Here is a 25,056-nt window from a genome sequence, read left to right as displayed (position 1 = left end):
CCGGCAGATGCACCTAACAATGCCACGATTCGAGGTTGGGTGGATTGACAGGGTACGTGTAGTTGGTGTGCCGCGGCCAGTCGGGGCTCGACGATTCGACCCGCGCTCAGTCCGCCTCGAACGACAGACGTCGCAGATAACCATCCATCTCGCGAATCTCCGCCTGGCTCATGCCCATCGCCTTGCGCAACCCGGCCAGTCCTTCGGCGATTCGCACAATGGCCGCGTCGGCGATCTTGATGCCTTCGCGGGTCAGTACGATGTTCAGCCCGCGCTGATCGTCCGCGTCCGCCACGCGCGAGACGAGCCGCATGCTTTCGAGCCCGTCGATGCGCTTGCTCATCGCGCCGGACGTGACAAGCAGCGCGCGAAACAGATCGGTCGGACGCATCGCATAAGGCGCGCCGGCGCGACGCAGCGCAAGCAGCACATGCAGTTCGCCGACATTGACGCCTACCGCGTCTGCGATGGCCGCCACGCGTTGCTCGTGCATGAACGACGCCTGCTTGATGCGCATGAAAAAACCGACCAGCCGCAGATCGAGATCCGGACGTTCGCGCTGCCATGCGACGCTGATTTCATCGAGCTTGTCGGTGCGCACCCGGCGTTTTCCAGCGGTGAGCAAGCTGCCGTTTGCCGGCACGCGCGTCGCGTCGTGGCGCTTGCGCCAGTCCAGCGAGCGGGCGACGGCCTGGGTGTAGTCGAGCACCGTGCGGCCGTCGGCGTGGTGGGTATCGTCGGCGGTGCCGAGGCGGGTTTCCTCGTAACGTCCGGCGCCGACGAAGAAGCGTGCGTGCCACGTGCTCGAGCGTGCGCCTTTGTAATAGCCGATGTGCAGGCCCTTGTCGATCGGATGCCAATAAGGTTTGCGCCGGGGCAGCAGCGCATCGCGCGCAGCGGAGGTGGCGAGCCACGCGTCTTCGACAGGCTCTGTCGCGACGATTTTCGGGGCGAAGCGTTTGCTGCTCACCATGCGTATGACCTGATCAGCCGAATCGAGAGAATCCGGCCATTCTACCCAACACCGAAAAGCGCTTCACCGTGGCGGGCAGGAGGGGGTGTGCAAACGCAGAATACGCGCGCCACGCGCGCGGCAGCGTCCCGGATCGGCTCACGCGGACCATCCGGCGACTTCGCACCGTATGCGCGGTAGCGCCATCGTACGCGTCGCGGCATATGGCAATATTCGACAGTTAACGCTGTTCGTGCCATCGTCGCACCATTCAGCGCAAAAGGGACCCGCTCATGGACGACGCCGCCCACGACCATACCCATCTGTTCAACCAGCTGCGCCCGCGTCTGCAGAAAATTGCCTATCGGATGATGGGCTCGGTGGCCGAAGCCGAGGACATCGTGCAGGACGTATGGCTGCGCTGGCATGCGGCTGCGCGCGAAAAGATCGACAACGCGGAAGCCTGGCTCGTCGCGGTCGTGACGCGGCTGTCGATCGACCGGCTGCGGGCCGCCAAAGCGCAGCGCGAGCACTACACGGGCATCTGGCTGCCGGAGCCGGAACTCAGCGAGGCGCCGGTTACGCCGGAACAGCTCAAGGAGCGCGCCGACGATGTATCGGTGGCATTCCTGATGCTTCTCGAACGACTTTCGCCGGAAGCGCGTGCGGCCTTCCTGCTGCGCGAGGTGTTCGATGCCGACTACGACGAAGTGGCCGCCGCGATGGGCAAGACCGAGGCCGCCTGCCGGCAGCTCGTGAGCCGCGCGAAACTGCAACTGCGCGACGAGCGCCCGCGCTACAGCGTGTCGCGCGAAATACATCGCCGGTTGCTGCAAAGCTTTGCGCACGCGCTCGAACGCGGCGATTTTCATTCGATCCACGCACTGCTCGCCGAAGACGCCATGCTGATTGGCGACGGCGGCGGCCGCGTGCCGAGTTTCCCGCAGCCGATGGTCGGCGGCCGGCGCATCGCGCAGCTGTTCTTTGCTGGCACGCGCCGCTTCGGCAGCCGGCATCGAGTCGTGTTCGCCGAACTCAACGGTCTGCCGGCGCTGCTGCGCGTCATCGACGGCCAGGTCGAGTCGGCGCTGTGCATCGAGACTGACGGCGCGCACATTGTGCGGATGCACGTGCAGCGCAATCCGGCCAAGCTGGCGCGCATCGCCGCTGCGCACGGCACGGATTCAGGCAACTGCTGAATCCGCCAGCAACCGCCGGCGGGTTCGCGTTGGCGCGCTGACGCCGGCGCGTTCGCGCAGATTGATTCCGGGCGGGCAACACGGTGAGCCCGCATACGGGGCTACCGCTGCGCGCCGCGCAATCCTACGATCACGGTGTGCGGCCCCTGGTTGCACGCGTGTAACGCGGGACGCCTGTCCTTTATCGAAGCCTGGAGAAATCGTGAACCTCGCGTGTCAGACGGTGCCAGGTTCGTGCGACAAGATGTTCGGCCTCGACAACGCAAACCTCGCGTGAGGGGAGGCGGCTGGCCTTGCCGATTTCTCGTCTATGGTCCGCGCGCGTGGGCCGCTGCTGTGAGGAGATCATCATGATCCGCTTGAAAACCGCTGCGACCGCAGCGTTCGTCGTGACCAGCGTGCTGCTCGGCGAAGTCCGCGCCGAGGCGCCGCTGGCCATCGTCACACCTTTGATGACGAAGCCGCTCGCCGACTATCCCGGCAAGGAAGGGCTGATGATCCTCGTCGAATATCCGCCCGGCGCGGTCGACCCCGTGCATCGGCATCATGCGCACGCGTTCCTGTACGTGCTGGAAGGCACGATCGTGATGGGCGTGAAGGGTGGCAAGGAAGTCACGCTGACGCCCGGGCAGACCTTCTACGAAGCACCGGACGATCTGCATACGGTCGGCCGCAATGCGAGCCAGACGAAGCCGGCGAAGTTCATCGTGCTGCTGTTGAAGGATCAGGGCGCGCCGGTTCTGGTGCCGGAGAAGTAACGATGCGGGCCGCATGGCGGGCGCCCGGGAAAATAATCACGGAGGCGCTGTCACAAACGGCCGCGCTGATCCGTCTAGTCGGGTAACCACTCCACGACTTTGCGCCGCCATGTCAGACGATCAGGTACGCCGCACCGCCACGGGCGCCGACGACCCGTTCGCGAACAGTTTCGCGACGAGTTACGCCGGCGTCGTCTCTTTTCTCGCCGTAGCCGACGAAGGCAGCTTTGCGCGCGCCGGCGACCGGCTCGGCATCGGCCGCTCGGCGGTCAGCCGCAATGTGCAGAAGCTCGAAGCGCAGCTCGATGCGCGGCTGTTTCTGCGCACCACGCGCAGCACGTCGCTGACGCGCGAGGGCGAATTGTTCTACGAAAACTGCCAGCCGGGTGTGCAACGCATCATGCAGGCGCTCGAAGACATGCGCGAACTGCGCAACGGCCCACCGCGCGGTCAGTTGCGCATCTGCTCGACGCCGGGCTTCGGGCGGCGCATCGTCGCGCCGCTACTGCGCGGTTTTCACGCGCGCTATCCGGACATCACGCTGGAACTGCTGCTGAACGAGCGTCCCGCCGACTTCACGGCGGAACGCATCGACGTGTCGTTTCGCGACGGCCGCATCGAAGACTGCGAGATCGTCGCGCGCCAGCTGATCCCGATGCAGATGATGGTATGCGCATCGCCCGCCTATGCGCAGGCGCATGGATTGCCGCGCCAGGTGGATGAACTATGCAGTCACCGCTGCATCAACTTTCGTAGCGAAGCGGGGCGCGTGCGCGACTGGGAATTCAAGGTTAATGGCATTGCGCAACGTTACCGGCCCGCCGCACAGCACACCTTCAACGACACGGAACTGATCTTGCAGGCGGTGCTCGACGGCGAAGGCCTCGCACAGCTGCCGGCCTATCAGATCTTCGATCTGTTGCGCGACGGGCGGCTGCTCTGCTGCCTCGTGCAGTACGCGCCGGACGACGGCGGCCACTATCTGTGCTATCTGAGCCGCAAGCATCTGCCCGCGCGAATTCGCGTATTCGTCGATTACATGACCGAACAGACGCGCGCGCTCGATCTGCCTTATCCGCTGACCATCAACACTGCGCCGGCCGTGCGCATCGTGCAGGCTGCGCAGGCCTGAGAGCAGGACAAAGCGCGCCAAAACACACGCGCATCGATTGGTGTTTGCCGCGCAACACCGTGCGTCCTTGTCCGGCTCTACTGCAGTGCGACGCGTGCGCCTACGATGCGTGATGTACCGAGCCCGCCATAACGGGCTACCCGGCACACGCAGCGTGGCCCAGGCCGCGTACCTGTTCAGTGTTCACGGAGAAGCATCATGAAGATCGTCGTCATCGGTGGTACCGGATTGATCGGCAGCAAGGTTGTCGGGCATTTGCGCGCACGCGGCCATGACGTCGTGGCCGCGTCGCCCGCGTCGGGTGTCAACGCGGTGACCGGCGAAGGGCTCGCCGATGCACTGGCCGGTGCGACCGTGGTGGTCGATCTGGCCAATTCGCCATCGTTCGAAGATGCCGCGGTGCTCGAATTCTTCCAGAAAGCCGGCCATCATCTCGCCGCCGCGGAACGTGCCGCAGGTGTGCAGCATCACGTCGCGTTGTCGGTGGTCGGCACCGACCGGCTCGCGCAAAGCGGCTATTTCCGCGCCAAGATCGCGCAGGAAAAGCTGATTCGCGAAGCGGGCGTGCCGTACACGATCGTGCATTCGACGCAGTTCTTCGAGTTTCTCGGCGGCATCGCGCAGGCTGGCAGCGACGGACAGACGGTGCGCTTGTCGCCGGCCTTGTTTCAGCCGATCGCATCGGACGACGTGGCGCTCGCGGTAGCGGATTTTGTGCTCGGCGCACCGCGCAACGGCGTAGTCGAGATTGCCGGGCCGGACAAGGTGGGGATGGCCGCGCTGGTGCAGCGCTTTCTGCTGGCGTCGCACGATACGCGCAAGGTCGTTGAAGACCCGCAGGCGCGCTATTTCGGCGCGCAACTGCAGGACGATACGCTGGTGCCGGGTGCGCATGCCCGGCTCGGTGCGTTGAACTTCGATGCGTGGTTTGCGCAAGCCCAGGCCCAGGCGCAGGCCAAAGCAAACGCTCAGGCGAGCGGGCACTAGGTTATTTGCCGGAGACCCGCTCGCCATGACGAGGTTGCGTCCGCCATTTCTAACACTGCTCGGCCGCGATCGCGGCGACGATGCCCAAACGCTCTATACGACCACCGTCACTGTTACGGGCGGCGAATCCGGCAACGGACGCGAGTCCGGTATCGCGCGCTCGGACGACGGTCAACTGGTGCTCGAGTTGCGTCTGCCGAAAGTGTTCGGTGGAACCGGCGGTGGGCCGAATCCTGAACAGCTTTTTGCGGCTAGCTATGCAGCCTGTTTTCACGGCGCACTAAGCATGCTCGCGGCGCGCGCGGGCATCCGCATCGCCAACGCGACGGTGGCGGTCACGGTGCGCTTCAGCCGCGACCCGGTCGACGGGCTCTATGTGCTGATGGCCGACACGCGCATCAGTCTGCCCGGCGTCGAGCGGGCGCTCGCAGAAGAACTGGTGCGCGATACCGAACGTTTTTGTCCTTACACCAAGATGGCGCGACAGGGGATCGCGAACATCGTTGCGCTCGCAACGTCCGGAGATGCCGGACAGATGTAACGCGGTGCGCTGCAATCTTCGCAGAAGGAGGCTTTACAACATGAACAGGATCGACCGCTGGTCGCAGATCGTCGGCGGGTTGCGCAAAGTAGTTCCGAACGGATTGGGTGTGCGTCGCCGCCGATCGCTGGCGTACGACGCGCACGAGCGCGACACAGGGGCGTGCGACACGGCACCGTATCGGCCGTTTATCAGCAGTGTCGAGCGGCGCAGCACGTCGACCATCGTCGTGTCGTGGAGCGACGCGACGCGCGGCCGCTATCTGGACCAGGTGTGGCGAGCCGGCTATGCGCGCGCAGCGGGCTTTTGCGGCTTGACGGGGGTGCCGGTGCGGCGGGGTGATGTGGTGTTCCGGCCGTTGCTGCGCGGCGGTGTGGCGCCGGTCAATGCGTTCGATATGATTCTGGCGGATCACGTGCCCAAGGTTTATAGCGCGGAACTGCCGTGACGGGTTGGTCGGCCACAACTGGTTCACAGTCTCCGCAAGATAGCTGTTGCATCCCAATCGTGCGTGGCGTCGACACGATTGGAAGCGTCAAGCTTCCAACGACATGGCGTTTTCTCCGGTGATCCGATCACATTGCAAAGACGGCCCAATTGGACTACTCATATAGGTGAACCACTCCAATTGACGTCTTGCAAAAGAGGTTCATCGTGAAAAGCCAGAAATCGCATTGGTTGATTTGCGCGTGTTGTTTCGGATTGCCTGGTTATATTTCATCTGCTGTAGCAGGTGGCCAGTTCTCGGTTGAGTGCGCATACTCGCATACGAAACCTGACGACTCGATTGTGTGGCCGGGCCAACCCGGACGCGCGATGGTGCATGATTTCTTCGGCAACACCGGCACCGATGCGTTCAGCGATTACCAGAGCCTGAGCGCGAACAAGGCTACCACCTGCAGTACGAATGCAGACCTGTCCACCTACTGGGTGCCGCAACTGAAGCGCGCTTCCGGTATCGTCGCGCCGGATTTCGCGAAGGTCTATTACAAGAACGATCAGCCGGTTGTACCGTTGAGTCCGATTCCGGCCGGCCTGCAGATGCTGGCGGGCGATCATCAGGGAACGGGGCCGAAGCCGCAGATCAACTATTTGTGCCGCGGCGGCGGGTATTCGACGACCGCGCCGACCCAGTGTCCGGTTGTCACCGACGCGAATGGAACATACGCGCAGCTCGATATCTCGGTGCACTTTCCGGATTGCTGGAGCGGCAAGCAGATCAAGCCCGACCGCTCAGCTGATTCGGAGCACGCAGGCCACATGATGTATTCCGCGAAGACGAGCTACATGGCATATCGCAATGCCGACGGCACCTGCCCAACGGGCTTCCCGGTCAAGATTCCGGAACTGCAGGTGAACGTTCAGTATCCGCTTGGGCAGGATCCTGACTTGTCGACGGCGCAGCTATCGATGGATCCGGTTCTCGTCGATGGCGCATGGGTGCCGCAATGGGGTTCGCTCTATACCGCGCATGCGGACTTCATCGACGCATGGAAGGTCGACAGCATGCGCTACGCGATCGACCAATGTTCGAACGCGAACGTCGCGTGCGGGAATGCGATTCCACTCTACTACTCGCCGGCCACGGCCGATGCGTGGATCAGTGCAGCAGGCGCGGTCACGACAGGCGGCCCGACGCTGCAGGTCGGTCAAGGGGACGTGATCGTCATGCAGTTTCCGACGCCTCGTAACACGGGCGACTACCCGTGGACGACGGCAAACCTGCAGACGCTTGGCCAAAACGTCAGCAATCCGGACGCGGTCATGCTGAACCTGTACGGCGCGTCGACGAACTGGAATGAGAGCGATACCCCTCCGACGCCGTCGAGTTGTACGACGCAGGCAATCGGCAACATCTATTTGAACAACGTGAATCAGACCCGGTTGAGCGACATCACCGGCTACGTGAAGAGTGAAATCGTGGCCGGCGTGCCGATCGTCGGGATCTGCATACGCAATAACACCGGCACGACGGTGACCTTCTCGTCGAAAGAAGGTGCGTTCGTGCCCGCGTTATTTTTCCGCTAGATGCAGTAGCTTCGAATCGGCTCGGAGGGTAACTGCTGCTACCCGGTTGGCTCCGGTATCAACGCCCAGGCATCTGGAAATGGCAATGCAATTTCGTGCGAACGCCAGGGAAAGACGGCGAGCCCTGCCAACGCGCAACGCGGCGCCGCAGCGCACAGCCCATCCAGATCTGTAGGGACCCTTGACGCACCGCTATAATCCCGCACAAACATCGTCAGGGAAGCCCGATTGTGAAACGACTCACCGCCTTTGCGCTCGTTGCGCTCGTTGCGTTTGTACTCGTGGGCTGCTCGTCAGCCGAAAAGGAAGAACGCGAAGCGCAGCGCTTCGCTCACGACGAAGCGGGCCTCGCCGTCGCGCAGCGTAATGCTGCAGTCGATTGCGCGGCCGCCAGTTGCGATGCCGCGTGGGCGCTTACAAAACGCTATATCGAGCAGCATTCCAATACGCACGTGGTGCGCTCGGATGCGGTTGCAATCGATACCGATGTGCCGTCCAGTTCAGGCGACGTCGCGCTGTCGGCGACGCGCGTGGCGAAAGGCTCGGGCGCCACGCTGACGCTCTTCGCACAGTGCCGCAACATGTACGGTCGCGACAATGCACAGGGCTCCGATTATGACGAATGCGCGGAAAAGATTCTGAAAGCCCAGAACGGTTATGTGCCGTTTCTCAGGTCGAATGGGTCGGGGAAGTAACGGTAGCTGGTTTGAAACCAGGCCCATTGCGCTTCAACCCTGCGGGTCGGGTTTGACGAGGCCAATGCGAACTAGCAGCGCTGCCAGTTGCGGCTCGCATCGTGCTGCGCTTTCCAGCGATGCTGGCGTGATGCGTTGGCTCAGCTTCTCCCTGCCGCAGTTCTTCGAATACTCCGGCCACTCTTTTCCAAGCTGTTGCGCGCTGGCTTGGGTCGTGGGCGGTCGCTTGTCGTGACAGTTGTCCAGATGTCGCAGAATCAGCGCTTCATGACAGGGCTCTTGCCATATCAGTTGCAACTCGTGTTGTGCGGCAAGCTGGACACAGCGTGCATCACGCGCAGCGTCTCGACCGAGCAGATCCGAATCCAGCAACACGAACTTCGCGACGAACGCGCCACGGTTTTTTGTCGCGTCGCGCCGCAATGCCTTGATCGCCGAATCGACGATCGCCAATGGGTCGCCTCCATTGAGCACGTCGTTGACGAGGTGAAACTCCGCCCGTATCCCCATGAACTGTTGAAGCAGAGCGACGTAACTGCGTTCGCTCTCGCCTTCACAGCCCACGAAGATGCGCTTTCTTGGTTTGACAGTGCGCGCCATCGCGTGACTTATCCGATGGTCGGAATCGCGCCGTACGTGCCGCCCATGTACTTGCGATAGTAGTTATCGACGCGCCGCACTCCCTGAATATCCTTCAAGCCATAGACCGATGTACCGCCGGAGGAGTCCTTTTCGCAAAAGTAGATTTCCTCTTTCGTGAGATCTTCAAGAAGCGACGCGTTTTGGCACGTCATCCACAACTGCGCGCGGTGAGGGTTGCGCTCAGCCGAATAGAACCAACGCAGTATTTCCGGCAAGACCAGCGGATGAATCGCCAGATCCAGTTCGTCGATCACGGCGATTCCGCCGTTGGCCAGCACGCTTGCCAGAAACGGATAGGCCAGCAGGAATTGCCGGGTTCCATGACTCTCCAGCACCAGCGGCACGTCTCTGGACAATCCCTCATGCTTAAACGACGCAACAGGGCCCGCATTGCCACGCTCGATCGACATTGAACGAATGCCGAGATCGATGCGAGGAATGTCGCGGTTCACTGCCTCCAGAACCGCGGGGTTGGCCTGATAAAAGTGCAGCATCGCATTTTCGTTGACGTTGACCTTTTCAATGAGGATGTTCGACCAGATTCTTCTGGTCGATTCTTGCAGCGCTTTCGACGGGCCGTGATCCAGTTGCGCCAACGTGGCAATGACGCTTGCGTTATCGCGCAAGATTTTTCTCAGCACGGAGTTTTGCGCAGCCAGTAGCCCGAATTCGGATCCTGCGGAGACTTTGCCGGCAGCGTCGCGCTCAAACAATCGGACCCGGCGCTTTGCATGACTGGGCCAAAAGAACAGCGACTCGCTCAGCACGGTACGACGGCCGTCCACCGATTGCACGCGCAGTTCGTATTGGTAGCGGCACTTCGCGTTGCTGTCAGTGGTCGCTTTGCCCGAGCCGGAGAAAATGTGTTCGGCGCTCGCGAATTCGAGTGCCAGTGTGGTCGGCGCCGATTCGTGTTCGGCGTCCCAGAACGGCTCGATAGGCAACGAGCTTCCGGCAGCGAACTGGAAGCTGTCGCGAACGAACACGGCAAGATGCTGAATGGCGCGCAACACCGTCGATTTGCCGGCCGCATTCGCGCCGAAGAATGCGACCACCTTGGGCACGCGTTGGCCGGAGCCCGTCCATGCATCGGCATACCGTTCCGGACTATCGGCGACGGCAGACCCGACGGTGAGATCGATGACTTGCCGGTCGCGGACCGACATGAAGTTTTCTAGCGTGAGCGCGTGTATCACGAGGCTCTCCTGTAGCATTTGCGACAGGATACAACAAAAAAATGTTGTTTATTATTCTACTGGTCAGAGATGGTGGGGAAAAAAGACGATATTTGACAGGAATTTGCTGAAAATCGATTCAACGAGCAATACTGGGAAGCACGCTACCGCGCCGCCCGTCCCCCCGCCACCACCACAACCGCAATAATCAGCAACCCATAAGCCACCGACCGCACCCCCGCATCCGCGCCCACCGCATTCAGAATCGCGTTGGTCAGAAACAGAAACATCGACGCGCCCCACACGCCGGCCACGCTCGCCTTGCCGCCCGTCACCAGCGTGCCGCCGATCACGACCACGGCCACCGAGATCAGCATGTACTCGACACCCATATCGAGCGCCGCGCCGCCCGATACCGCCGCAAGCAGCAGGCCGGTAAACGCGGCGATCACGGCCGACAGCAGATAGGTCGCGCAACGTACGCGCTCGACCTTCACGCCGGCGAGCCACGCCGCGCGCCCGTTCTGCCCGAGCGCCGACAGCGCGCGACCGAACACCGTCCGATGCAGCAGCACCGCAAGCGCAACCGATAGCGCCAGCGCAAGCCATGCAATATGCGGCACCCCGAGCAGCCGGCCATTCGCGAAGGCCTGCAACGCAGGCGGCGGAGGCGGCATGTCGCGGCTTTGCGTGATCGCGATCGACTGCACGATAAAGCTCGACGACAGCGTCGCGATGATCGGCGGAATGCGCAGCAGCCGGATCAGCAGATAGTTGGCGAAGCCGATTGCGACGCCCACCGCAAGCGCTACTGCAATGCCGGCGGCAATCAGCGCGTCGTCGCCTTTCATCAATTGCACGCCGAGCACGCCGCTCAACGCGATTGCCGACGGCGTCGACAGATCGATATTGCCGGGTCCCGCGGTGATGACGAGCATTTGCCCGAGCCCGACGAACACCATGAAAATCGCAAACACCAGCGCGGTGGCCACCACATTGCCGGCGATCGAAAAGCCGAACACGCCGGCCGTGACGAGCCACACCAGTACTGCGCCCGCCGCCGACCAGATCCACGGCGTGTCGCGCAAGATGTCGCGCCATGAAAAGCGCGGCGCGTTTTCAGCTTGTGCCGGCGCGCCGGCTTCTACATCGCGATGCGTGCCGCTCATTGCGAGCCTCCCCGTTGTTGCAGCAGCACGCGCAACGACAACACGATGATCAGGATTGCGCCTTGCGCGCCGACTTGCCAGTCCGGCGACACATTCAAGAAGGCGAGAAACGATGCGGCCAGCGTCAGCGTGATCGCGCCGAGCACGGCGCCGATCACCGACACGCGGCCGCCGACGAATTCGCCGCCGCCGAGAATCACCGCCGCAATCGACATCAACGTGTAGCGCAGCGCGAGGTTCGCGTCGGCGGACGTGGTGAGGCCAAGCAGACTCAAGCCCGACAGCACGCCGAACAGCGCGGCGAGCCCATACAAGATTGCCTTGCTGCGTACCAGCGACCAGCCGAAGCGCCGCATCGCGCGTGGATTGCCGCCCGCGCCGCGCAGCCGCACACCGGCGGACGAACGCATCAGCAGCAGATGGCCGAGCACCGCGATCGCAGTCGACCAGACAATCGGCGCGGCGACGAGCGGTGTCTGATAACCCATCGTGCTGGTGAGCCACGTCGGACTCGTGCCGCCAGGCGACGGCAGCAGCAGGACCGCAAGGCCGTTCCAGACAAACGACAGGCCGAGCGTCACGACGATCGACGGAATCTGCCGGATCTCGACCAGTGCGCCGATTGCCGCATACAGCAGCACGCAACCGGCCAGCGCAGCGATGCCGAGCAACGGTTGTTTGACGAGCAGCGTCGCACCGATGCACGCGACCAGGCTGACGAACGGCCCGATCGACAGATCGAGGTCGTTGGCGGTGATGATCGCGAGTTGCGCGAGCGTGGCGAGCACCAGCGGCACCGCCAGATTGAGCAGCAGGCCGATGCCGAAATAACTGAACGCCGCGGGCTGCAGCACGAAGATCGGCGCAAGCACCGCGGCGAGCGACAACGCAGGCAACAGCGCGCGCACGCGGCCGCGGTCGAGCCGGAAGCCTGTGCGCGCGAAAGAGGAAGCGCTATCCGGCGTCATGCGTGCGCCTCCTCGAAGCTCGCGGCCAGCAGCGACTGCTCGTTGCATTCGTGCGCGAGCAGCATGCGCGTGACGCGGCCCGCGCGAAACACGTAGGTGCGGTCGCAGAACGCGAACTCGTCGTTTTCCGTGGTGTACCAGATGAAGGTGCGGCCGCGCGCCGCTTCGTTGCGCACCAGCTGATAGATGTCGCGCTTGGTGCCGATGTCGACGCCGCGCGTTGGGTCGTCCATCAGGATCAGTTGCGCATCGGATGCCAGTGCGCGCGCGAACAAAACCTTCTGCTGATTGCCGCCCGATAGCGACAGAATGTTCGCAGCGAGCGGTGCGCCGCGAATGCCGATGCGCTCGCGCCAGGCGTCGGCTATCGCGCGTGCCGCGCGCCGGTCGAACAGGCGCGCAAGCGGCGCCGGCCGCGCAGTGCGCGCAGTGAACGACGCGTCGCGCGTGCCGGACGAATCGGACACCGCCGGCCGTCCAAGCAACCAGCGAATGTCCAGATTCTGCGCGATCGACCACAGCGGAAACACACCATCGCGAGCGCGGTCGCCGGCCACGAAGGCGATGCGTTCACCACGCCGCGTCGCAGCCCGATAAACCGCCAGCAACGCTTCGCTTTGCCCCTGGCCGGCGAGCCCCGCAAAGCCGACCACCGTACCGTGTGGCGCATCGATCTGCAAACGCTTGCCGGTGCCGAGCGTCCAGCGATAAGCAGTCTGTTCGTGCGTCGTCGTATCTCGCGCGGCACCTTCGCCGGATGGTTGGCCTTGCACGTCGACATGCTGTCCCATCGCGCGGATCAGCGCGTCCTGCGTGACCGCTTCGCGCGGCAGCACCGCGGCGACGCGGCCGTCGCGCATTACCAGCACGCGCTGCGCGGCCTGCGCGATTTCGCCGAGCATGTGGCTGATCAGAATCGTCGCGATGCCGCGTGTGCCGGCATCCGCGATATAGGCAAGCAGCTGCGCAGCCGTATGCGCATCGAGGCTCGACGTCGGCTCGTCGAGGATCACGAGCCGGACCGGATCGCCGGTGACCGTGAACGCGCGCGCGATTTCCACCATCTGCCGTTGCGTCAGCGTCAGGTCGGCGATCAGTTCATGGCCCTTCAAACCGTGGCCGGGAAAGATCGCATCGAGCTGCGCACGCATCATCTGCGTGGCACGGCGTCGCCAGTCGCGGCCGCTTAGCGCGGGATGCACGATCGCCATGTTCTCCGCGATGCTCAGATTCGCGCACAGCGACAGTTCCTGAAACACGCAGCGCACGCCGGCCGCGCGCGCTGCGTTCGGATCGTAGTTGCGCACCGGCTGGCCATCGATCGACAGGGTGCCTTGCTCGGGTTGGAACACGCCGGTCAGCACGGCCATCAAGGTCGACTTGCCCGCGCCATTATGGCCGGCAATGCCGACGCATTCGCCCGCGCGAAAATCGAAGCTGACGTCGATCAACGCCTTCACACGGCCGAAGGTCTTGCCGATACCGTCGAGGCGGATGAGTGTGCCGACAAGTGAGTTTGCGCTGCTGTCTACGGGGTGCATGCGTTGCGTTGCAGCCTGATCGTTCAAAGCCGAACCTCTGCCGGTCGCGGCGCCGCGCGCGATAGCTGCACGCAGCGCCTTATCTGCACATCGGGTTACTTCGCGGGTTACTTCGTGGGCTTACTTCGCGTCCACCACTTTCAGCACGTCGTCGCGCGAATACAGCTTGTTCGCAAGGCCGCCTTGCGGCGTTTTCGTGAGCACCGTATCGAGCTCGCCCGCCTCGACCTGCAACAGCGGCATCTGGATATCGTGTGGCAGCTTCTTGCCTGCGAGCAACTGTTGCGCGACCCAGAACGCGAAGGTCGAACAGCCCGGCGGAATCGTCACGGAAAGCGTTTCGTAACCGCCGCTCTTGCGTTGCGCGGCCCACCACGCGAGTTCTTCCTGGCGGTTGCCGAGAATGATGATCGGCGTCGGACGTCCGGCGGCCTTGATCGCGTTGGCCGTGCCGAAGCCGTCGCCGCCTTGCGCGAGCACGCCATCGATTTTCGGCAGCGTCGGCAAAATGCCGGCCACCTGTTTCTGCGCGACAGTTTGCGTCCAGTCGCCATGCACCGAGCCGACGATCTTCAGGCCCGGGTACTTCTTGATCTCATCGGTGATGCCGCGATGAATCTCGTCGTCGACCGATACGCCCGCAAGCCCGCGGATTTCAAGCAGATTACCGTTGCCGTTCAGACGCTTTGCCATATAGTCGACCTGCATCGAGCCGAGCTTGTGGAAGTCGACTGCAATGCGGTACGCGCAGGGCTCGGTGGCGATGCCGTCGAACGTGATGACCGTCACGCCTGCGCCGCACGCCTGCTTGATGACGCCATTCAACGCAGAGGGTGACGCGGCATCGATGACGATTGCCTTATAGCCTTGCAGAATCAGATTCTGGATCTGCTGGGCCTGTTCGGTGGCCTGATTCTCGGCGGTGGTGAAGGTCGGCGCCGCCGCGACGACGCCCGACTTCACGGCCGGATCGGCGACTTCGGACCAGCTCTTCAGCATGGTCTGCCGCCAGCTGTTGCCCGCGTAGTTATTGGACAGCGCGATCTTCAACGATGCGGTACTGCCGGTGGCAGCCTGCGCGAAAGCGGCGTTTGAGGATGCGGCGATGCAAAGCCCAAGCACTGCGGAAGCAAGAAGCGAACGCACTTGTCTGTCTCCTTTCGGTATTGTTAGAGCGCGTGCGAGCTTCCTGGGCGCGGCATTCAACAACGCAACAACGCAGCGGCGCATTCTGGGCAGGCACGCGATGGTTCGGTGTTCGGCAACCGCGGTCAGCGGCCAATAAATAATACTATTGGCGCCGCTGCCGTGAGCATTATTTTTGGCGCATCACGCGGATGGGGCGCATGAGGTGCATGGCATAGGTTACGGCCTCGCGGTCTGCTGCATGAACTCGCCCAATTGCTGGGCGTAGAAGCTCGCATCGGAGGTCGTACCATGGCCGCGCGTTTGCGCACTCGCGGGAATCAGCAGCAGGCTCGCCTGCTTCAATTGCTTTAGCGAGCTTTGCATCGTGCCGGTCTCGGGCGGGTTGCGCTCGTCGTCGGCGGAATTGATCGCGAACAGCGGCGCCTTGATGCGGCTCAGGTTAGGCGCCGCGTTATAGTCCGCCGACGATCCCCATTGATAGATGAAGTCGTTCGCATCGTTCTTTTGCGGCGCGGCCAGCAGCGCATCCACCAGATGGTCCGCTTGCGCATGGGTCGGCGCCGCGGCCTGATACGCGAGCGTGCCGCCGCTGGTGGCAATCGAGAACATCGCATTGGCAACGCGCAACGAAGGCGGCTGCACCGTGTAGTTGCCGTGGTTCCACGCGGGGTCTTGTTTGATCGACTCGACCAGCATGCGCCGCATCATCCAGTTGCGCGCCGACATTTCGGTGGGCTGCGATGCCATCGGCACCAGCGCGTCCATCATGTCCGGATACTTCTCTCCCCATAGCCACGTCTGCATGCCGCCCATCGAGTTGCCCATCACGAGCCGCAGATGATGGATGCCGAGGCCCTCGGTCACCAGCCGGTATTGCGCGGCGACCAGATCGTCGTAGTCGTAGGCGGGGAATTGCGCACGCAGGCCGTCGGACGGCTTGGTCGATTTGCCGATACCGATACCATCGGGCAGCACGATGAAATACTTCGTCGCATCGAGCGGCTGGCCGGGGCCGAACAGCTTGCCGGCGAAGGCCGGCGTCAGCATGGCCGCGCCGGTCTGGTTCGTGCCGTGCAGCATCAGCACCGCGGGCTTCGTGGGGTCGCCGAGCGTCACGTAGTGCATCCGCAGATTGGGAAGCGTCTCGCCACTGTGGAACGTGAAGGTGGGAGCGGTCCAGTCGCCTTCCTGCGCAGCAGGGGCGCCTTGTGCAAGCGCGGCAGGCGGTAGCAGCGCAGTGAACGCCAAGGCGGACGCCAAGGCACAGGCACTGTGAAATGCGGTCGAAAATCTCATTGATGGAATCCTTCGAATCCTTGCATCCGTGAACCCTCGAATGTGCGTTGCGCACGAATGGGCTGCGTCATTCTAGAGAACAACCTGCCTGGCTGCCTTGAGGGTCGGCAGTGCAATGCATCTGCAATGCGGCGAGTACCGCGCTTGCGCAGGCAGTGGCCTATCCGTTGCGCATGCATCGATTCACGACTCGCATCAGGTTCGACAGCCGTGCCAGGGATTACCCGGTTGACCGCATTGCGCCACTGCTCTACTTTCAGCGAGTCATAAGGTCAGACTATTCGTCGGGTACTGACCGACCGCACACGAGGAGACAAGGCAATGAAGGAGAAGGCCCGCTGGCTAGTGATTTTCTTCTGCTTTCTGGCGATCGCGGTCAACTATATCGACCGCGCCAACCTCGCGGTCGCCGCGCCGCACATCATGAAAGAGCTGGGCATCGGGCCCGCGGGCATGGGCCTGTTGCTAAGCGGTTTCTTCTGGACCTATGCGGTGATGCAATTGCCGTTCGGCTGGTTTGTCGACCGCATCGGCGCGCGCATTGCGTTGCCGCTGGCAGTGGGATGGTGGTCGATCTTCACCGCGGCGACTGCGGCGGCGGGCGGCTTTGCCGGCATGTTCGGCTGCCGGCTGATGCTCGGCGCGGGCGAGGCGGGAGCCTATCCGTCCTGCGCGAAACTGGTCAGCCAGTGGTTCGCACGCGATGAGCGCGCGCTTGCCACCAGTATCTTCGATAGCGGCTCGCGGGTCGGCTCTGCGCTGTCGCTGCCGGTGGTCGCGGCGATCATCGCGGCGTGGGGCTGGAAGGCTTCGTTCGTGATCACCGGCGTGCTCGGCTTCGTGTGGATTCTCGGCTGGTTCATCGTGTATCGGGAACCGGCGGCGAGCGCTGCCGTGGCGCAAGCGCGCTCAGTGCACGAAGAGCATGCACGCGTTGCCGCGCCGGTCGTGCGCTGGAGCGCGCTGTTTCGCTATCGCACCGTGTGGGGCATGATGCTCGGGTTCTTCTGCCTGAACTTCGTCATCTACTTTTTTATTACGTGGTTTCCGAGCTATCTGGTTCAGGCGCGCGGCTTCTCGCTGAAATCGCTCGGCACGCTCGGCGTGTTGCCTGCGCTCGTGTCGATTCCAGGCGGCTGGTTCGGCGGCTGGCTCTCCGATGCATTGGTGCGGCGCGGCTGGAGCGTCACCGCGGCGCGCAAGACCTGCATCGTCGGCGGGATGCTGCTGTCGTCGGTGATCACGTTGACTGCGGTGGTGCCGGGCATCTACGAGATGCTCGCGCTGTTCGCGATTGCGTACGGCAGTCTCGCGGCCGCGGCGGCCAGCATCTGGTCGCTGCCCGCCGACGTCGCACCAACGCCGCAGCATGTGGCGTCGCTTGCGGGCATCCAGAATTTTGCATCGAACCTGGCGGGCATCGCGCTCACGACGTTCACCGGCGTGATGCTGCAGATGACCCAGGGCTCGTTCACGATTCCGCTGGTCGTGGCAGGGGGTTTTTGCGTGCTCGGTGCGCTAAGCTATCTGTTAGTGGTGGGCCGCGTCGAGCCGCTGCGTGCGCACCGTGATGATGCGCTCAGCGAAGAAGCGTACGCGCGTCAAACGTAGACCGGTGTCGAGGCGGTTTCTTCGGCGGTGTTTTCTTATGATCTTTTGCGCTCATGTCGAACGTTGAATCTGCACCCTATTCGGAAGTGACGATCGACGCCGGTACGCTGCATGCGTTCGTCGTCGCGATCTGGCAGGCCGCGGGCAGCGAAGCGCGCGAGGCGCAACTGGTGGCCGATCATCTGGTCGAGGCGAATCTGGCCGGGCACGATTCGCACGGCGTCGGCATGATTCCGCGCTATATGAGCTCGTGCCGCGGCGGCGAGCTGAAACTGAATGCGCACGCGCAGCTGGCACGCGATGCGGGCGCGGTGCTGACGATCGAAGGTGCGTTGGGTTTCGGGCAGGTGGTGGCGTTCGAGGCGATGCAGCAGGGCATCGAACGCGCGCAGCGGCTTGGCGTATGTGCAGTTGGCCTGCGCAATGCACATCACATCGGCCGCATCGGGCATTGGGCCGAGCAGTGCGCGCGTGAAGGGCTCGTGTCGTTTCATTTCGTCAACGTCGCGGGCGATCCGCTGGTTGCGCCGTTTGGCGGGATCGACCGGCGTTTCGGCACCAATCCGTTTTGCGCGGCGTTCCCGCGCGCCGGGCGTACGCCACTGGTGCTGGATTTCGCGACCAGCGCGATTGCCGCGGGCAAGGTGCGGGTTGCGTTCAACAAGGGCGTGAAGGCGCCCGAAGGTGCGTTGATCGACGTCGACGGGCGCCCGACGCGCGATCCGGGCGCGCTGTTCAGCGAAGGCCAGCACGGTGCGCTGCTTGCGTTCGGCGGTGCGGTGGCGGGGCATAAAGGATCGGGGCTTGCCGCGATGTGCGAGATTTTCGCCGGCGCACTGAGCGGCGGGTTTACGTCGCGTACTGAGACGATTGTCTCCGGTCATGCGATCGTCAATTGCATGCTATCGGTGATCGTCAATCCGGACGCGTTCGACGCGCCTGACAAAGATAGCGAGGCCGATGCGTTCGTTGCATGGCTGAAGGCGACGCGGCGGGTTGAAGGTGTCGACGAAGTGCTGCTGCCGGGCGAGCGGGAAGACGCAACGCGTCGCGCGCGCGGCGCGCAGGGGATTCCGGTCGATGCGACGAGCTGGGCGCAGATCGTCGAAGCGGCGCGCCTCGCGGGCATGACGGACGCAGCGATTGCTGCGTATTCGACGCGCTGAACGACACATTGAGCGGATGCGCCGGGCAGGGATATCTGGCGGGAGCCGCCTGGTGCGTACTGAGCGGACGCACCAGGCGGATGGACTAAGCGGATGTACTGAGCGGATGGACTAAGCGGCCGCACCGGGCGACGCGCGAAAGCGCGTCAGCTGCCCATTCCCAGCAGCGCCCGCATGTGCGCGCGCGTGCCGCCGGCGAGGCCATCCATGCTGTAGCCGCCTTCGAGAATCGACACCACGCGCCCGTGGCACGTCTCGTCCGCGATATTCACCAGCTCCTCGGTGACCCAGAAGAAGTCTTCGTTGGTAAGGCGCAGGCCGGCCAGCGGATCGAGCTCGTGCGCATCGAAGCCGGCGGAGATCACGATCAGCTCGGGGCTGAAATCGCGGATCGCCGGCAGCATTTCCGCTGCGATGCGCGCGCGGAACAGCGTCGAATCGCAGCCCGGCGGCAGCGGCACGTTGACGATGTTGTGGCTCACCCCCGTCTCGCTGACCGCACCGGTGCCGGGATACAGCGGCGATTGGTGGCTCGACGCGTAGAACAGCGCAGGCCGGTCGTAGAAAGCGGCCTGCGTGCCGTTGCCGTGATGCACGTCGAAATCGACTACCGCGATGCGTTCGAGTTTGTGCACTTCATACGCATAGGCCGCAGCGATGGCAGCCTGATTGAAGATGCAAAAACCCATCGCGCGTCCCGGCTCGGCGTGATGCCCGCAAGGGCGGGTCGCGCAGAACACGTTGCGCGCGTCGCCGTTGAGCACCGCATCGACGCCCGCGCACGCTGCGCCGACGCAGCGCATCACGGCTTCCCACGAACCGGGCGACATCACCGTATCGCCGCCGTCGAGCGGCACATAGCCCTGGCGCGGCGCAATTTCCGCCACTTCGTCGACGAACTCGCGCAGATGCACGAGTTCGACCTGCTCCACGGTGCCAAGCGGCGCGTCGCGCCATTCGAGTGCCGCGAATTCGGGTTCGCGCAGCGTACGCAGCACCGTCTGCAGGCGTTCGGGCGATTCCGGATGACCTGGGCCCGGCAGATGATTCAGGCAGGCAGCGTGCGTATAGACGAGGGTAGCGGACATGGGGAGGGGGCGGCGGAGGGAAATCCGACTAGTTTAGAGCGCTGCGCGCGGCGTCGAACAATTAAACAAAGTATGGCAAGTCATAGGGTTCTGCTTATGGTGCATGGGGCCGCCGCAGAGTGCGGGCCGGTATGCGCAATGCGGCAGACTCGCGCTAGTCTGCCGCATTGGCGAAGTGCCGCACCGACGTGCAGCCGGGCAGTGCTGCTGCGAAATGCCGCCGCGAAGCGCAGCAGCCTGCGACCTGCAGCCGCTTACGACCCGACCACCCCTTCCTCTGCCGGCGCTTTCAACTCGCTGCTGCGCATCCGTTCTTCGAGCGCACGGTCGTGATGCAGCAGCAACGCGGCCGCCATCCCCACCAGCCCCGCGCCGGACAGACACAGCAGGCCGGCGCCGAAGCTGCCGGTGCTGTCCTTGATCCAGCCCATCACGTAAGGCCCGAAAAAGCCCGACAGGTTGCCCAGCGAATTGATCGCGGCGATACCGCCGGCCGCCGCGGCGCCGGACAGAAACGCCGCCGGCAAGGTCCAGATAACCGGCAGGCAGCCGAAAATGCCGAAGCCCGCAATCGACAGCGCGACCATCTTCAGCGTCGGATCGTCGAGCCCGGCCGCCGCGCCGATCCCGCCCGCCGCCACCAGCAGCGCGATCGCAACGTGCCGCTTGCGTTCGAGCTTGCGGTCCGAATGACGTCCCCACACGATCATGCTGATCACGCCGACCACATACGGCAGCGACGTCACGAAGCCGGTCTGCAAATTGGTAAGCCCAAACGACTTGACGATCTGCGGCAGGAAAAAGCTCAGGCCATAATTGGTTGCGTTCGCACCGAAGTAGATCAGCGCGATGGCCAGCACGCGCGGATTGAAGATCGCCTCCTTGACGCTAAACGCGCGCACCGCTTCGCGATGCTTGCGCTCGTCGGCCTGGCGCGCGACCAGCCAGTCGCGTTCATCGCCCGCAAGCCAGTGCGCGTCGGCGGGTTTGTCCGTCAGGTAAAAGAAAACCACGAACGCAAGCAGCAGCGCCGGCAGCGCTTCGAGTAGATACAGCCACTGCCAGCCTGCGAGGCCGCCCGCGCCGTCCAGCGACAGCAGCGCGCCCGAGATCGGCGCGCCGATCACCGTCGAAAGCGGAATCGCCGCCATGAAATAACCGACCACGCGCCCGCGATACGCAGCGGGAAACCACAAGGTCAGCAGGAAAATGATGCCGGGAAAGAAACCCGCTTCAGCAATGCCCAGTAAAATTCGCAGCCCGTAAAACACGCTGACGTTGTTTATGCCCGTATATTGGGAAATGTTCGGAATGAACGCCATCGCGCCGGCCAGAATGCCCCACGTGAACATGATGCGCGCGATCCAGCGACGCGCGCCGAAACGTTCGAGCAGCAGGTTGGATGGCACTTCGAAGAAAAAATAAGCAATAAAAAAGATGCCGGCGCCAAGGCCGAATTGCGACGCGGTAAACCCGAGTGCGTGGTTCATCTGCAAAGCGGCAAAGCCGACGTTCACGCGGTCCAGATACGCGACGAAATAACACACGATCAGGAACGGCACGAGGCGGCCCATCACACGTTTCATGGTGCGAGCTTCGAGATCCATCGATGTCTCCTCCGAATTTAGAATCGGCTGGCTGGTTGTGTTGGATGAGACTACTCTCCAATGCGCGCGGACAGAAGTGCAAAGTTGCATTTGATGCCGCGCGGATCGCGCGAACCACAGCAAGCTGAAAGGTTCGCTGCGCGATCATTCACCATCGCAAACTAAATCGGAACCACCGCAGGACTCATGCGGGATCATCGCCGGCTGTTAGCGAAAAAATTCGGCGAAAAAGTAAGCGAAAATAAATGTCATAGCGCAGTCATGTGCAGCAGCCATCGTTTCGCATACAACTACCCCCCCACCATGCTTACGCCTGCATACGCGCTCCAGTGCGTTACCGGATCGCGCGCAGGCCGAGGCATGGCCGTAGTCACTTGCGAGGCGAAGACGATATGACCAAGAAGAGCACCCCCGATGCATCTTTGACTGAAACGAACGCTAGCGTGTCGCGCCGCGGCTTCCTGAAGCTGGCGGGCGCGTCGGGATTTGCGGGCGCGGCCGGTGCGCTGGCCGGCGCGGCGCGCGCGGCCGATGCCAGCGCCGTTGCCGACGGCACGCCCGAACAGGTCCACCTGACATGGGGTGACGATCCCACCAGCGAAGTGGTGGTGTCGTGGGCTTCGCAGGCCGCCTCGACGCATCCGCGCGTGACGGTCAGCGCCGATCACGGTCATCGCGAAACGGTGCACGCGGTACAACGCACGTACACGGACGGCCTGAACGGCGTGGTGGTGTTCACGTACCACGCGCGTCTGTCGAACCTGAAGCCGGATACGACCTATCGCTACGAAGTGACGGCGGACAACAACAGCGCGGGCAGCCCGTTCAGCGCGAGCTTTGCCACTGCGCCTAAAGGCCGCAAGCCGTTCCGCTTCACCAGCTACGGCGACCTCGCCACGCCGAATACGAACTGGGTGTTGTCGTCGCCGCAAAGCCGCTTTGCGGTGGACGCAGTCGAGCGCTTCCAGCCGCTGTTCCATTTGCTGAACGGCGACCTGTGCTACGCGAACCTGAACCCGATGCATCAAACGGATGTGTGGCGCGACTTCGCGAACAACGCCCAAGGCTCGTCGGCGAACCGTCCGTGGATGCCGTGCCCCGGCAATCACGAGCTCGAATTCAACAACGGTGCGCAAGGCCTCGATTCGTACCGTACGCGCTACACGCTACCCGACAACGGCACGCATTTTTCGGGCCGCTGGTACACGTTCCAGGTGAGCTCGGTGCTGTTCGTCTCGCTCGATGCCGACGACATCGTGTATCAGGACGCCGCAGCATTCGTCGCGGGCCCGGCGCCGCTGGTGCCGGTGCCGAGCACCGGCAACCCGGCGATTCAGCCCGGCACGTCGCTGTACGTGCGCGGCTACAGCAATGGCGAGCAGACGCGCTGGCTCGAGAAGACTTTGCGCCGCGCGGCCGACGATCGCGACGTCGACTGGATCGTCGTGCAGATGCACCAGGACGCGTTGAGCTCGTCGAAGACCGGCAACGGTTCGGACAAGGCGCTGCGCGAAGAATGGCTGCCGCTGTTCGAGCGCTACGGCGTCGACCTCGTGCTGTGCGGGCACGACCACGATTACGAGCGCAGCTATCCGGTGCGCGGCTGTCACCACCATCTGGGCCGCGATGTGCAGACCGGCGAGCGGGTCGACACGTTGACGCCGCGGCCGGTGCCGCACGCGCAGCAAAACGGCAACACCTTCGATACGAGCCACGGCACGATCCACCTGATTCTCGGCGGTGGCGGCACCAGTGCACCGCTCGATGTGTATGGCGTGGATGCCGGCACCGGCAATCCGCAGGCGCAGATTTTCACGAAGCCGAACCGGCCGGTGCCGGGCGCGACCGCGGGCACCTTCGTGCGGCCGACGGCCGATGCGGTGGAAGATGCGGTGTGGTCGGCGCAGCGCGATACGGGCACCGGCTACGGCATCGCGGTGTTCGACGTCGATCCGGGCGACCACGGCGGCAAGACCACCATCACGATGAACTACTATCACGCGCCGGGTGCGGATAAAACGCCGACCAACAATTACGAGCTGTTCGAATCGGTCACGTTGACCAAGCGCCGCCGTTAACCGGACGTAGCGCGCTGTGAGAAGAGGTGGCGCGCGCTGTTTGCGCACGCCACCTCGCGCATCACCTGCTGTGCAGCAGTGACATGCGCACCACTTACACCGGGAACGGATTACGTTCCGCGAAGCCTTCCTGATGCCAGTACGGATACGCCGGGCGCAGCTTGCTGGCGGCGTCGAGCTTTGCGACCTGTTCCTTGGTCAGGTTCCAGCCCACCGAGCCGAGGTTCTGGCGCAACTGTTCCTCGTTTCTCGCGCCGATGATGACCGTCGATACGGTCGGCCGTTGCAGCACCCAGTTCAGCGCGACCTGCGGCAAGGTCTTGCCGGTTTCTTCGGCCACTTCATCGAGCGCATCGACCACGCGATACAGGTATTCCTCCGGCACCGGCGGACCCTGATCGGCCGTCACGTGCAGGCGGCTGGTGGCGGGTAGCGGCTGGCCGCGACGCAGCTTGCCGGTCAGGCGTCCCCAGCCGAGCGGGCTCCACACCACCGCGCCCACGCCCTGATCGAGGCCGAGCTGCATCAGTTCCCATTCGTAGTCGCGGCCGACCAGCGAGTAGTAAGTCTGGTTCGCGACATAACGCGGATAGCCGTAGCGATCCGATACGTCCAGCGACTTCTGCAGATGCCAGCCGGAGAAATTGGACACGCCCGTATAGCGGATCTTGCCGGCGCGCACGAGGTCGTTCAGCGTCGACAGCGTTTCTTCGACCGGCGTCTTCGCATCGAAACCGTGCAGCTGGAACAGATCGATGTAGTCCGTTTGCAGGCGCTTTAAAGCAGCGTCGACGGTCTTGATCAAATGAAAGCGCGACGAGCCGACTGCGTTCGGGTCGTTCTCGTCGAAGCGGAAGGTACCCTTGGTCGAGATGATCGCCTTGTCGCGGCGGCCCTTCAGTGCTTCGCCGAGCACCGACTCGGCGGCGCCGCTCGAATAGATGTCGGCGCTGTCAAACATCGTGACGCCTGCATCGAAGCAGATGTCGAGCAGATGGCGCGCTTCCGCGACGTCCGTCGCGCCCCACGCCTTGAAGAAATCTCCCTTGCCGCCGAAGGTACCCGTGCCGAAGCTGAGTACCGGAACCTTGAATCCCGATGCACCTAGATACCGATGTTCCATGATTCGCCTCTTCGATCTCTGATCTGAGTAAGTGTATGAATGACTGTGACTGGATAACTGATCTGCTGGAGCGTCAGCCAGGGTTAGCTGCGTCAGCTTTGCCGCCGTGCGCGGCAGGCAACGATGGCACACGAAGGGTACTGCATTGTGC

At 63.4% G+C, this 25,056-nt stretch carries 22 protein-coding genes; 11 read left to right on the top strand and 11 right to left on the bottom strand.

The features are described 5' to 3' along the window. Positions 1-106: 106 nt before the first annotated feature. A complete protein-coding gene (locus tag ACYVNQ_RS36425) occupies positions 107-973 on the bottom strand; it encodes a MarR family winged helix-turn-helix transcriptional regulator (RefSeq protein ID WP_460910412.1) in 867 nt (288 codons plus the stop codon). A gap of 272 nt (positions 974-1,245) precedes the next feature. Between ACYVNQ_RS36425 and ACYVNQ_RS36420 the strand changes: the two genes are divergently transcribed. The 8 genes from ACYVNQ_RS36420 (at position 1,246) to ACYVNQ_RS36385 (ending at position 8,292) form a co-directional block, all read left to right on the top strand. Further along, positions 1,246-2,151: an RNA polymerase sigma-70 factor gene (locus ACYVNQ_RS36420; RefSeq protein WP_460910410.1), complete on the top strand. Its 906-nt coding sequence runs from the start codon at positions 1,246-1,248 to the stop codon at positions 2,149-2,151. A 350-nt stretch (positions 2,152-2,501) separates the two neighbouring features. Next, a complete protein-coding gene (locus tag ACYVNQ_RS36415; protein ID WP_460910407.1) occupies positions 2,502-2,909 on the top strand; it encodes a cupin domain-containing protein in 408 nt (135 codons plus the stop codon). 109 nt (positions 2,910-3,018) lie between these two features. Beyond that, complete coding sequence (locus ACYVNQ_RS36410; protein ID WP_460910405.1) at positions 3,019-4,041, top strand: LysR family transcriptional regulator; 1,023 nt, start codon at positions 3,019-3,021, stop codon at positions 4,039-4,041. 198 nt (positions 4,042-4,239) lie between these two features. Continuing rightward, positions 4,240-5,028 (top strand): SDR family oxidoreductase, encoded by a 789-nt coding sequence (locus tag ACYVNQ_RS36405; RefSeq protein ID WP_460910403.1) that lies wholly within the window; start codon positions 4,240-4,242, stop codon positions 5,026-5,028. A gap of 25 nt (positions 5,029-5,053) precedes the next feature. Further along, positions 5,054-5,569 carry an Ohr family peroxiredoxin gene (locus ACYVNQ_RS36400; RefSeq protein ID WP_460910401.1) on the top strand — a complete coding sequence of 172 codons (516 nt, stop codon included), beginning with the start codon at positions 5,054-5,056 and terminating at the stop codon, positions 5,567-5,569. 40 nt (positions 5,570-5,609) lie between these two features. Further along, positions 5,610-6,017, top strand: coding sequence for a DUF3331 domain-containing protein (locus tag ACYVNQ_RS36395; RefSeq protein ID WP_460910399.1), 408 nt, complete (start codon positions 5,610-5,612; stop codon positions 6,015-6,017). Between the two features lie 206 nt (positions 6,018-6,223). Next, a complete protein-coding gene (locus ACYVNQ_RS36390) occupies positions 6,224-7,597 on the top strand; it encodes a DUF1996 domain-containing protein (protein WP_460910397.1) in 1,374 nt (457 codons plus the stop codon). Between the two features lie 230 nt (positions 7,598-7,827). Further along, positions 7,828-8,292 carry a hypothetical protein gene (locus ACYVNQ_RS36385; RefSeq protein ID WP_460910395.1) on the top strand — a complete coding sequence of 155 codons (465 nt, stop codon included), beginning with the start codon at positions 7,828-7,830 and terminating at the stop codon, positions 8,290-8,292. 33 nt (positions 8,293-8,325) lie between these two features. Here ACYVNQ_RS36385 and ACYVNQ_RS36380 read toward each other — a convergent pair whose 3' ends face one another. The 7 genes from ACYVNQ_RS36380 to ACYVNQ_RS36350 form a co-directional block, all read right to left on the bottom strand. Beyond that, positions 8,326-8,892, bottom strand: a complete 567-nt coding sequence (locus ACYVNQ_RS36380) for an RloB domain-containing protein (protein WP_460910393.1) — start codon at positions 8,890-8,892, stop codon at positions 8,326-8,328. An 8-nt stretch (positions 8,893-8,900) separates the two neighbouring features. Further along, a complete protein-coding gene (locus tag ACYVNQ_RS36375) occupies positions 8,901-10,130 on the bottom strand; it encodes an AAA family ATPase (RefSeq protein WP_460910391.1) in 1,230 nt (409 codons plus the stop codon). A gap of 143 nt (positions 10,131-10,273) precedes the next feature. Next, on the bottom strand, positions 10,274-11,278 hold the full coding sequence (locus tag ACYVNQ_RS36370) for an ABC transporter permease (protein WP_460910389.1): 1,005 nt from the start codon (positions 11,276-11,278) through the stop codon (positions 10,274-10,276). After that, positions 11,275-12,246 (bottom strand): ABC transporter permease, encoded by a 972-nt coding sequence (locus tag ACYVNQ_RS36365; RefSeq protein WP_460910387.1) that lies wholly within the window; start codon positions 12,244-12,246, stop codon positions 11,275-11,277. The genes ACYVNQ_RS36370 and ACYVNQ_RS36365 overlap by 4 nt, the downstream gene beginning before the upstream one ends. Beyond that, positions 12,243-13,787, bottom strand: coding sequence for an ATP-binding cassette domain-containing protein (locus tag ACYVNQ_RS36360; protein WP_460910385.1), 1,545 nt, complete (start codon positions 13,785-13,787; stop codon positions 12,243-12,245). The genes ACYVNQ_RS36365 and ACYVNQ_RS36360 overlap by 4 nt, the downstream gene beginning before the upstream one ends. Positions 13,788-13,907: 120 nt before the next feature. Then, on the bottom strand, positions 13,908-14,933 hold the full coding sequence (locus ACYVNQ_RS36355; RefSeq protein ID WP_460910383.1) for a substrate-binding domain-containing protein: 1,026 nt from the start codon (positions 14,931-14,933) through the stop codon (positions 13,908-13,910). A 219-nt stretch (positions 14,934-15,152) separates the two neighbouring features. Then, positions 15,153-16,232, bottom strand: a complete 1,080-nt coding sequence (locus ACYVNQ_RS36350) for an alpha/beta fold hydrolase (protein ID WP_460910381.1) — start codon at positions 16,230-16,232, stop codon at positions 15,153-15,155. A 321-nt stretch (positions 16,233-16,553) separates the two neighbouring features. Between ACYVNQ_RS36350 and ACYVNQ_RS36345 the strand changes: the two genes are divergently transcribed. Together ACYVNQ_RS36345 and ACYVNQ_RS36340 are read left to right on the top strand one after the other, a co-directional pair. Next, positions 16,554-17,843: an MFS transporter gene (locus tag ACYVNQ_RS36345; RefSeq protein ID WP_460910379.1), complete on the top strand. Its 1,290-nt coding sequence runs from the start codon at positions 16,554-16,556 to the stop codon at positions 17,841-17,843. A 53-nt stretch (positions 17,844-17,896) separates the two neighbouring features. After that, positions 17,897-19,009: a malate/lactate/ureidoglycolate dehydrogenase gene (locus ACYVNQ_RS36340; protein ID WP_460910377.1), complete on the top strand. Its 1,113-nt coding sequence runs from the start codon at positions 17,897-17,899 to the stop codon at positions 19,007-19,009. A 146-nt stretch (positions 19,010-19,155) separates the two neighbouring features. Here the strand turns inward: ACYVNQ_RS36340 and ACYVNQ_RS36335 are convergent, their stop codons facing one another. Both ACYVNQ_RS36335 and ACYVNQ_RS36330 read right to left on the bottom strand, forming a co-directional pair. Then, a complete protein-coding gene (locus ACYVNQ_RS36335) occupies positions 19,156-20,097 on the bottom strand; it encodes a histone deacetylase family protein (RefSeq protein ID WP_460910374.1) in 942 nt (313 codons plus the stop codon). A 254-nt stretch (positions 20,098-20,351) separates the two neighbouring features. Then, on the bottom strand, positions 20,352-21,704 hold the full coding sequence (locus ACYVNQ_RS36330) for an MFS transporter (protein ID WP_460910372.1): 1,353 nt from the start codon (positions 21,702-21,704) through the stop codon (positions 20,352-20,354). A gap of 392 nt (positions 21,705-22,096) precedes the next feature. On the opposite strand from ACYVNQ_RS36330, the gene ACYVNQ_RS36325 reads away from it, so the two are divergent. Next, positions 22,097-23,782, top strand: a complete 1,686-nt coding sequence (locus tag ACYVNQ_RS36325; protein WP_460910370.1) for a purple acid phosphatase family protein — start codon at positions 22,097-22,099, stop codon at positions 23,780-23,782. Positions 23,783-23,876: 94 nt separating this feature from the next. Here ACYVNQ_RS36325 and ACYVNQ_RS36320 read toward each other — a convergent pair whose 3' ends face one another. Continuing rightward, the gene (locus ACYVNQ_RS36320) at positions 23,877-24,905 is read right to left on the bottom strand and encodes an aldo/keto reductase (RefSeq protein ID WP_460910368.1); all 1,029 of its coding nucleotides are present in this window, start codon (positions 24,903-24,905) and stop codon (positions 23,877-23,879) included. Between the last annotated feature and the right edge of the window lie 151 nt (positions 24,906-25,056).

It is taken from the genome of Paraburkholderia jirisanensis, assembly GCF_054782355.1.
The sequence above is the reverse complement of the archived record's forward strand: the minus strand, read 5'-3'. Positions and strand labels throughout refer to the sequence as shown.

Excerpts from the sequence above, each read along its gene's own strand:
- ACYVNQ_RS36405 (WP_460910403.1), top strand. The coding sequence starts at position 4,240 with ATGAAGATCGTCGTCATCGGTGGTACCGGATTGATCGGCAGCAAGGTT.
- ACYVNQ_RS36360 (WP_460910385.1), bottom strand. The coding sequence starts at position 13,787 with ATGCACCCCGTAGACAGCAGCGCAAACTCACTTGTCGGCACACTCATC.
- ACYVNQ_RS36380 (WP_460910393.1), bottom strand. The coding sequence starts at position 8,892 with ATGGCGCGCACTGTCAAACCAAGAAAGCGCATCTTCGTGGGCTGTGAA.
- ACYVNQ_RS36365 (WP_460910387.1), bottom strand. The coding sequence starts at position 12,246 with ATGACGCCGGATAGCGCTTCCTCTTTCGCGCGCACAGGCTTCCGGCTC.
- ACYVNQ_RS36330 (WP_460910372.1), bottom strand. The coding sequence starts at position 21,704 with ATGGATCTCGAAGCTCGCACCATGAAACGTGTGATGGGCCGCCTCGTG.
- ACYVNQ_RS36340 (WP_460910377.1), top strand. The coding sequence starts at position 17,897 with ATGTCGAACGTTGAATCTGCACCCTATTCGGAAGTGACGATCGACGCC.
- ACYVNQ_RS36415 (WP_460910407.1), top strand. The coding sequence starts at position 2,502 with ATGATCCGCTTGAAAACCGCTGCGACCGCAGCGTTCGTCGTGACCAGC.
- ACYVNQ_RS36400 (WP_460910401.1), top strand. The coding sequence starts at position 5,054 with ATGACGAGGTTGCGTCCGCCATTTCTAACACTGCTCGGCCGCGATCGC.
- ACYVNQ_RS36350 (WP_460910381.1), bottom strand. The coding sequence starts at position 16,232 with ATGAGATTTTCGACCGCATTTCACAGTGCCTGTGCCTTGGCGTCCGCC.
- ACYVNQ_RS36420 (WP_460910410.1), top strand. The coding sequence starts at position 1,246 with ATGGACGACGCCGCCCACGACCATACCCATCTGTTCAACCAGCTGCGC.
- ACYVNQ_RS36320 (WP_460910368.1), bottom strand. The coding sequence starts at position 24,905 with ATGGAACATCGGTATCTAGGTGCATCGGGATTCAAGGTTCCGGTACTC.
- ACYVNQ_RS36325 (WP_460910370.1), top strand. The coding sequence starts at position 22,097 with ATGACCAAGAAGAGCACCCCCGATGCATCTTTGACTGAAACGAACGCT.
- ACYVNQ_RS36410 (WP_460910405.1), top strand. The coding sequence starts at position 3,019 with ATGTCAGACGATCAGGTACGCCGCACCGCCACGGGCGCCGACGACCCG.
- ACYVNQ_RS36345 (WP_460910379.1), top strand. The coding sequence starts at position 16,554 with ATGAAGGAGAAGGCCCGCTGGCTAGTGATTTTCTTCTGCTTTCTGGCG.
- ACYVNQ_RS36370 (WP_460910389.1), bottom strand. The coding sequence starts at position 11,278 with ATGAGCGGCACGCATCGCGATGTAGAAGCCGGCGCGCCGGCACAAGCT.
- ACYVNQ_RS36425 (WP_460910412.1), bottom strand. The coding sequence starts at position 973 with ATGGTGAGCAGCAAACGCTTCGCCCCGAAAATCGTCGCGACAGAGCCT.
- ACYVNQ_RS36395 (WP_460910399.1), top strand. The coding sequence starts at position 5,610 with ATGAACAGGATCGACCGCTGGTCGCAGATCGTCGGCGGGTTGCGCAAA.
- ACYVNQ_RS36335 (WP_460910374.1), bottom strand. The coding sequence starts at position 20,097 with ATGTCCGCTACCCTCGTCTATACGCACGCTGCCTGCCTGAATCATCTG.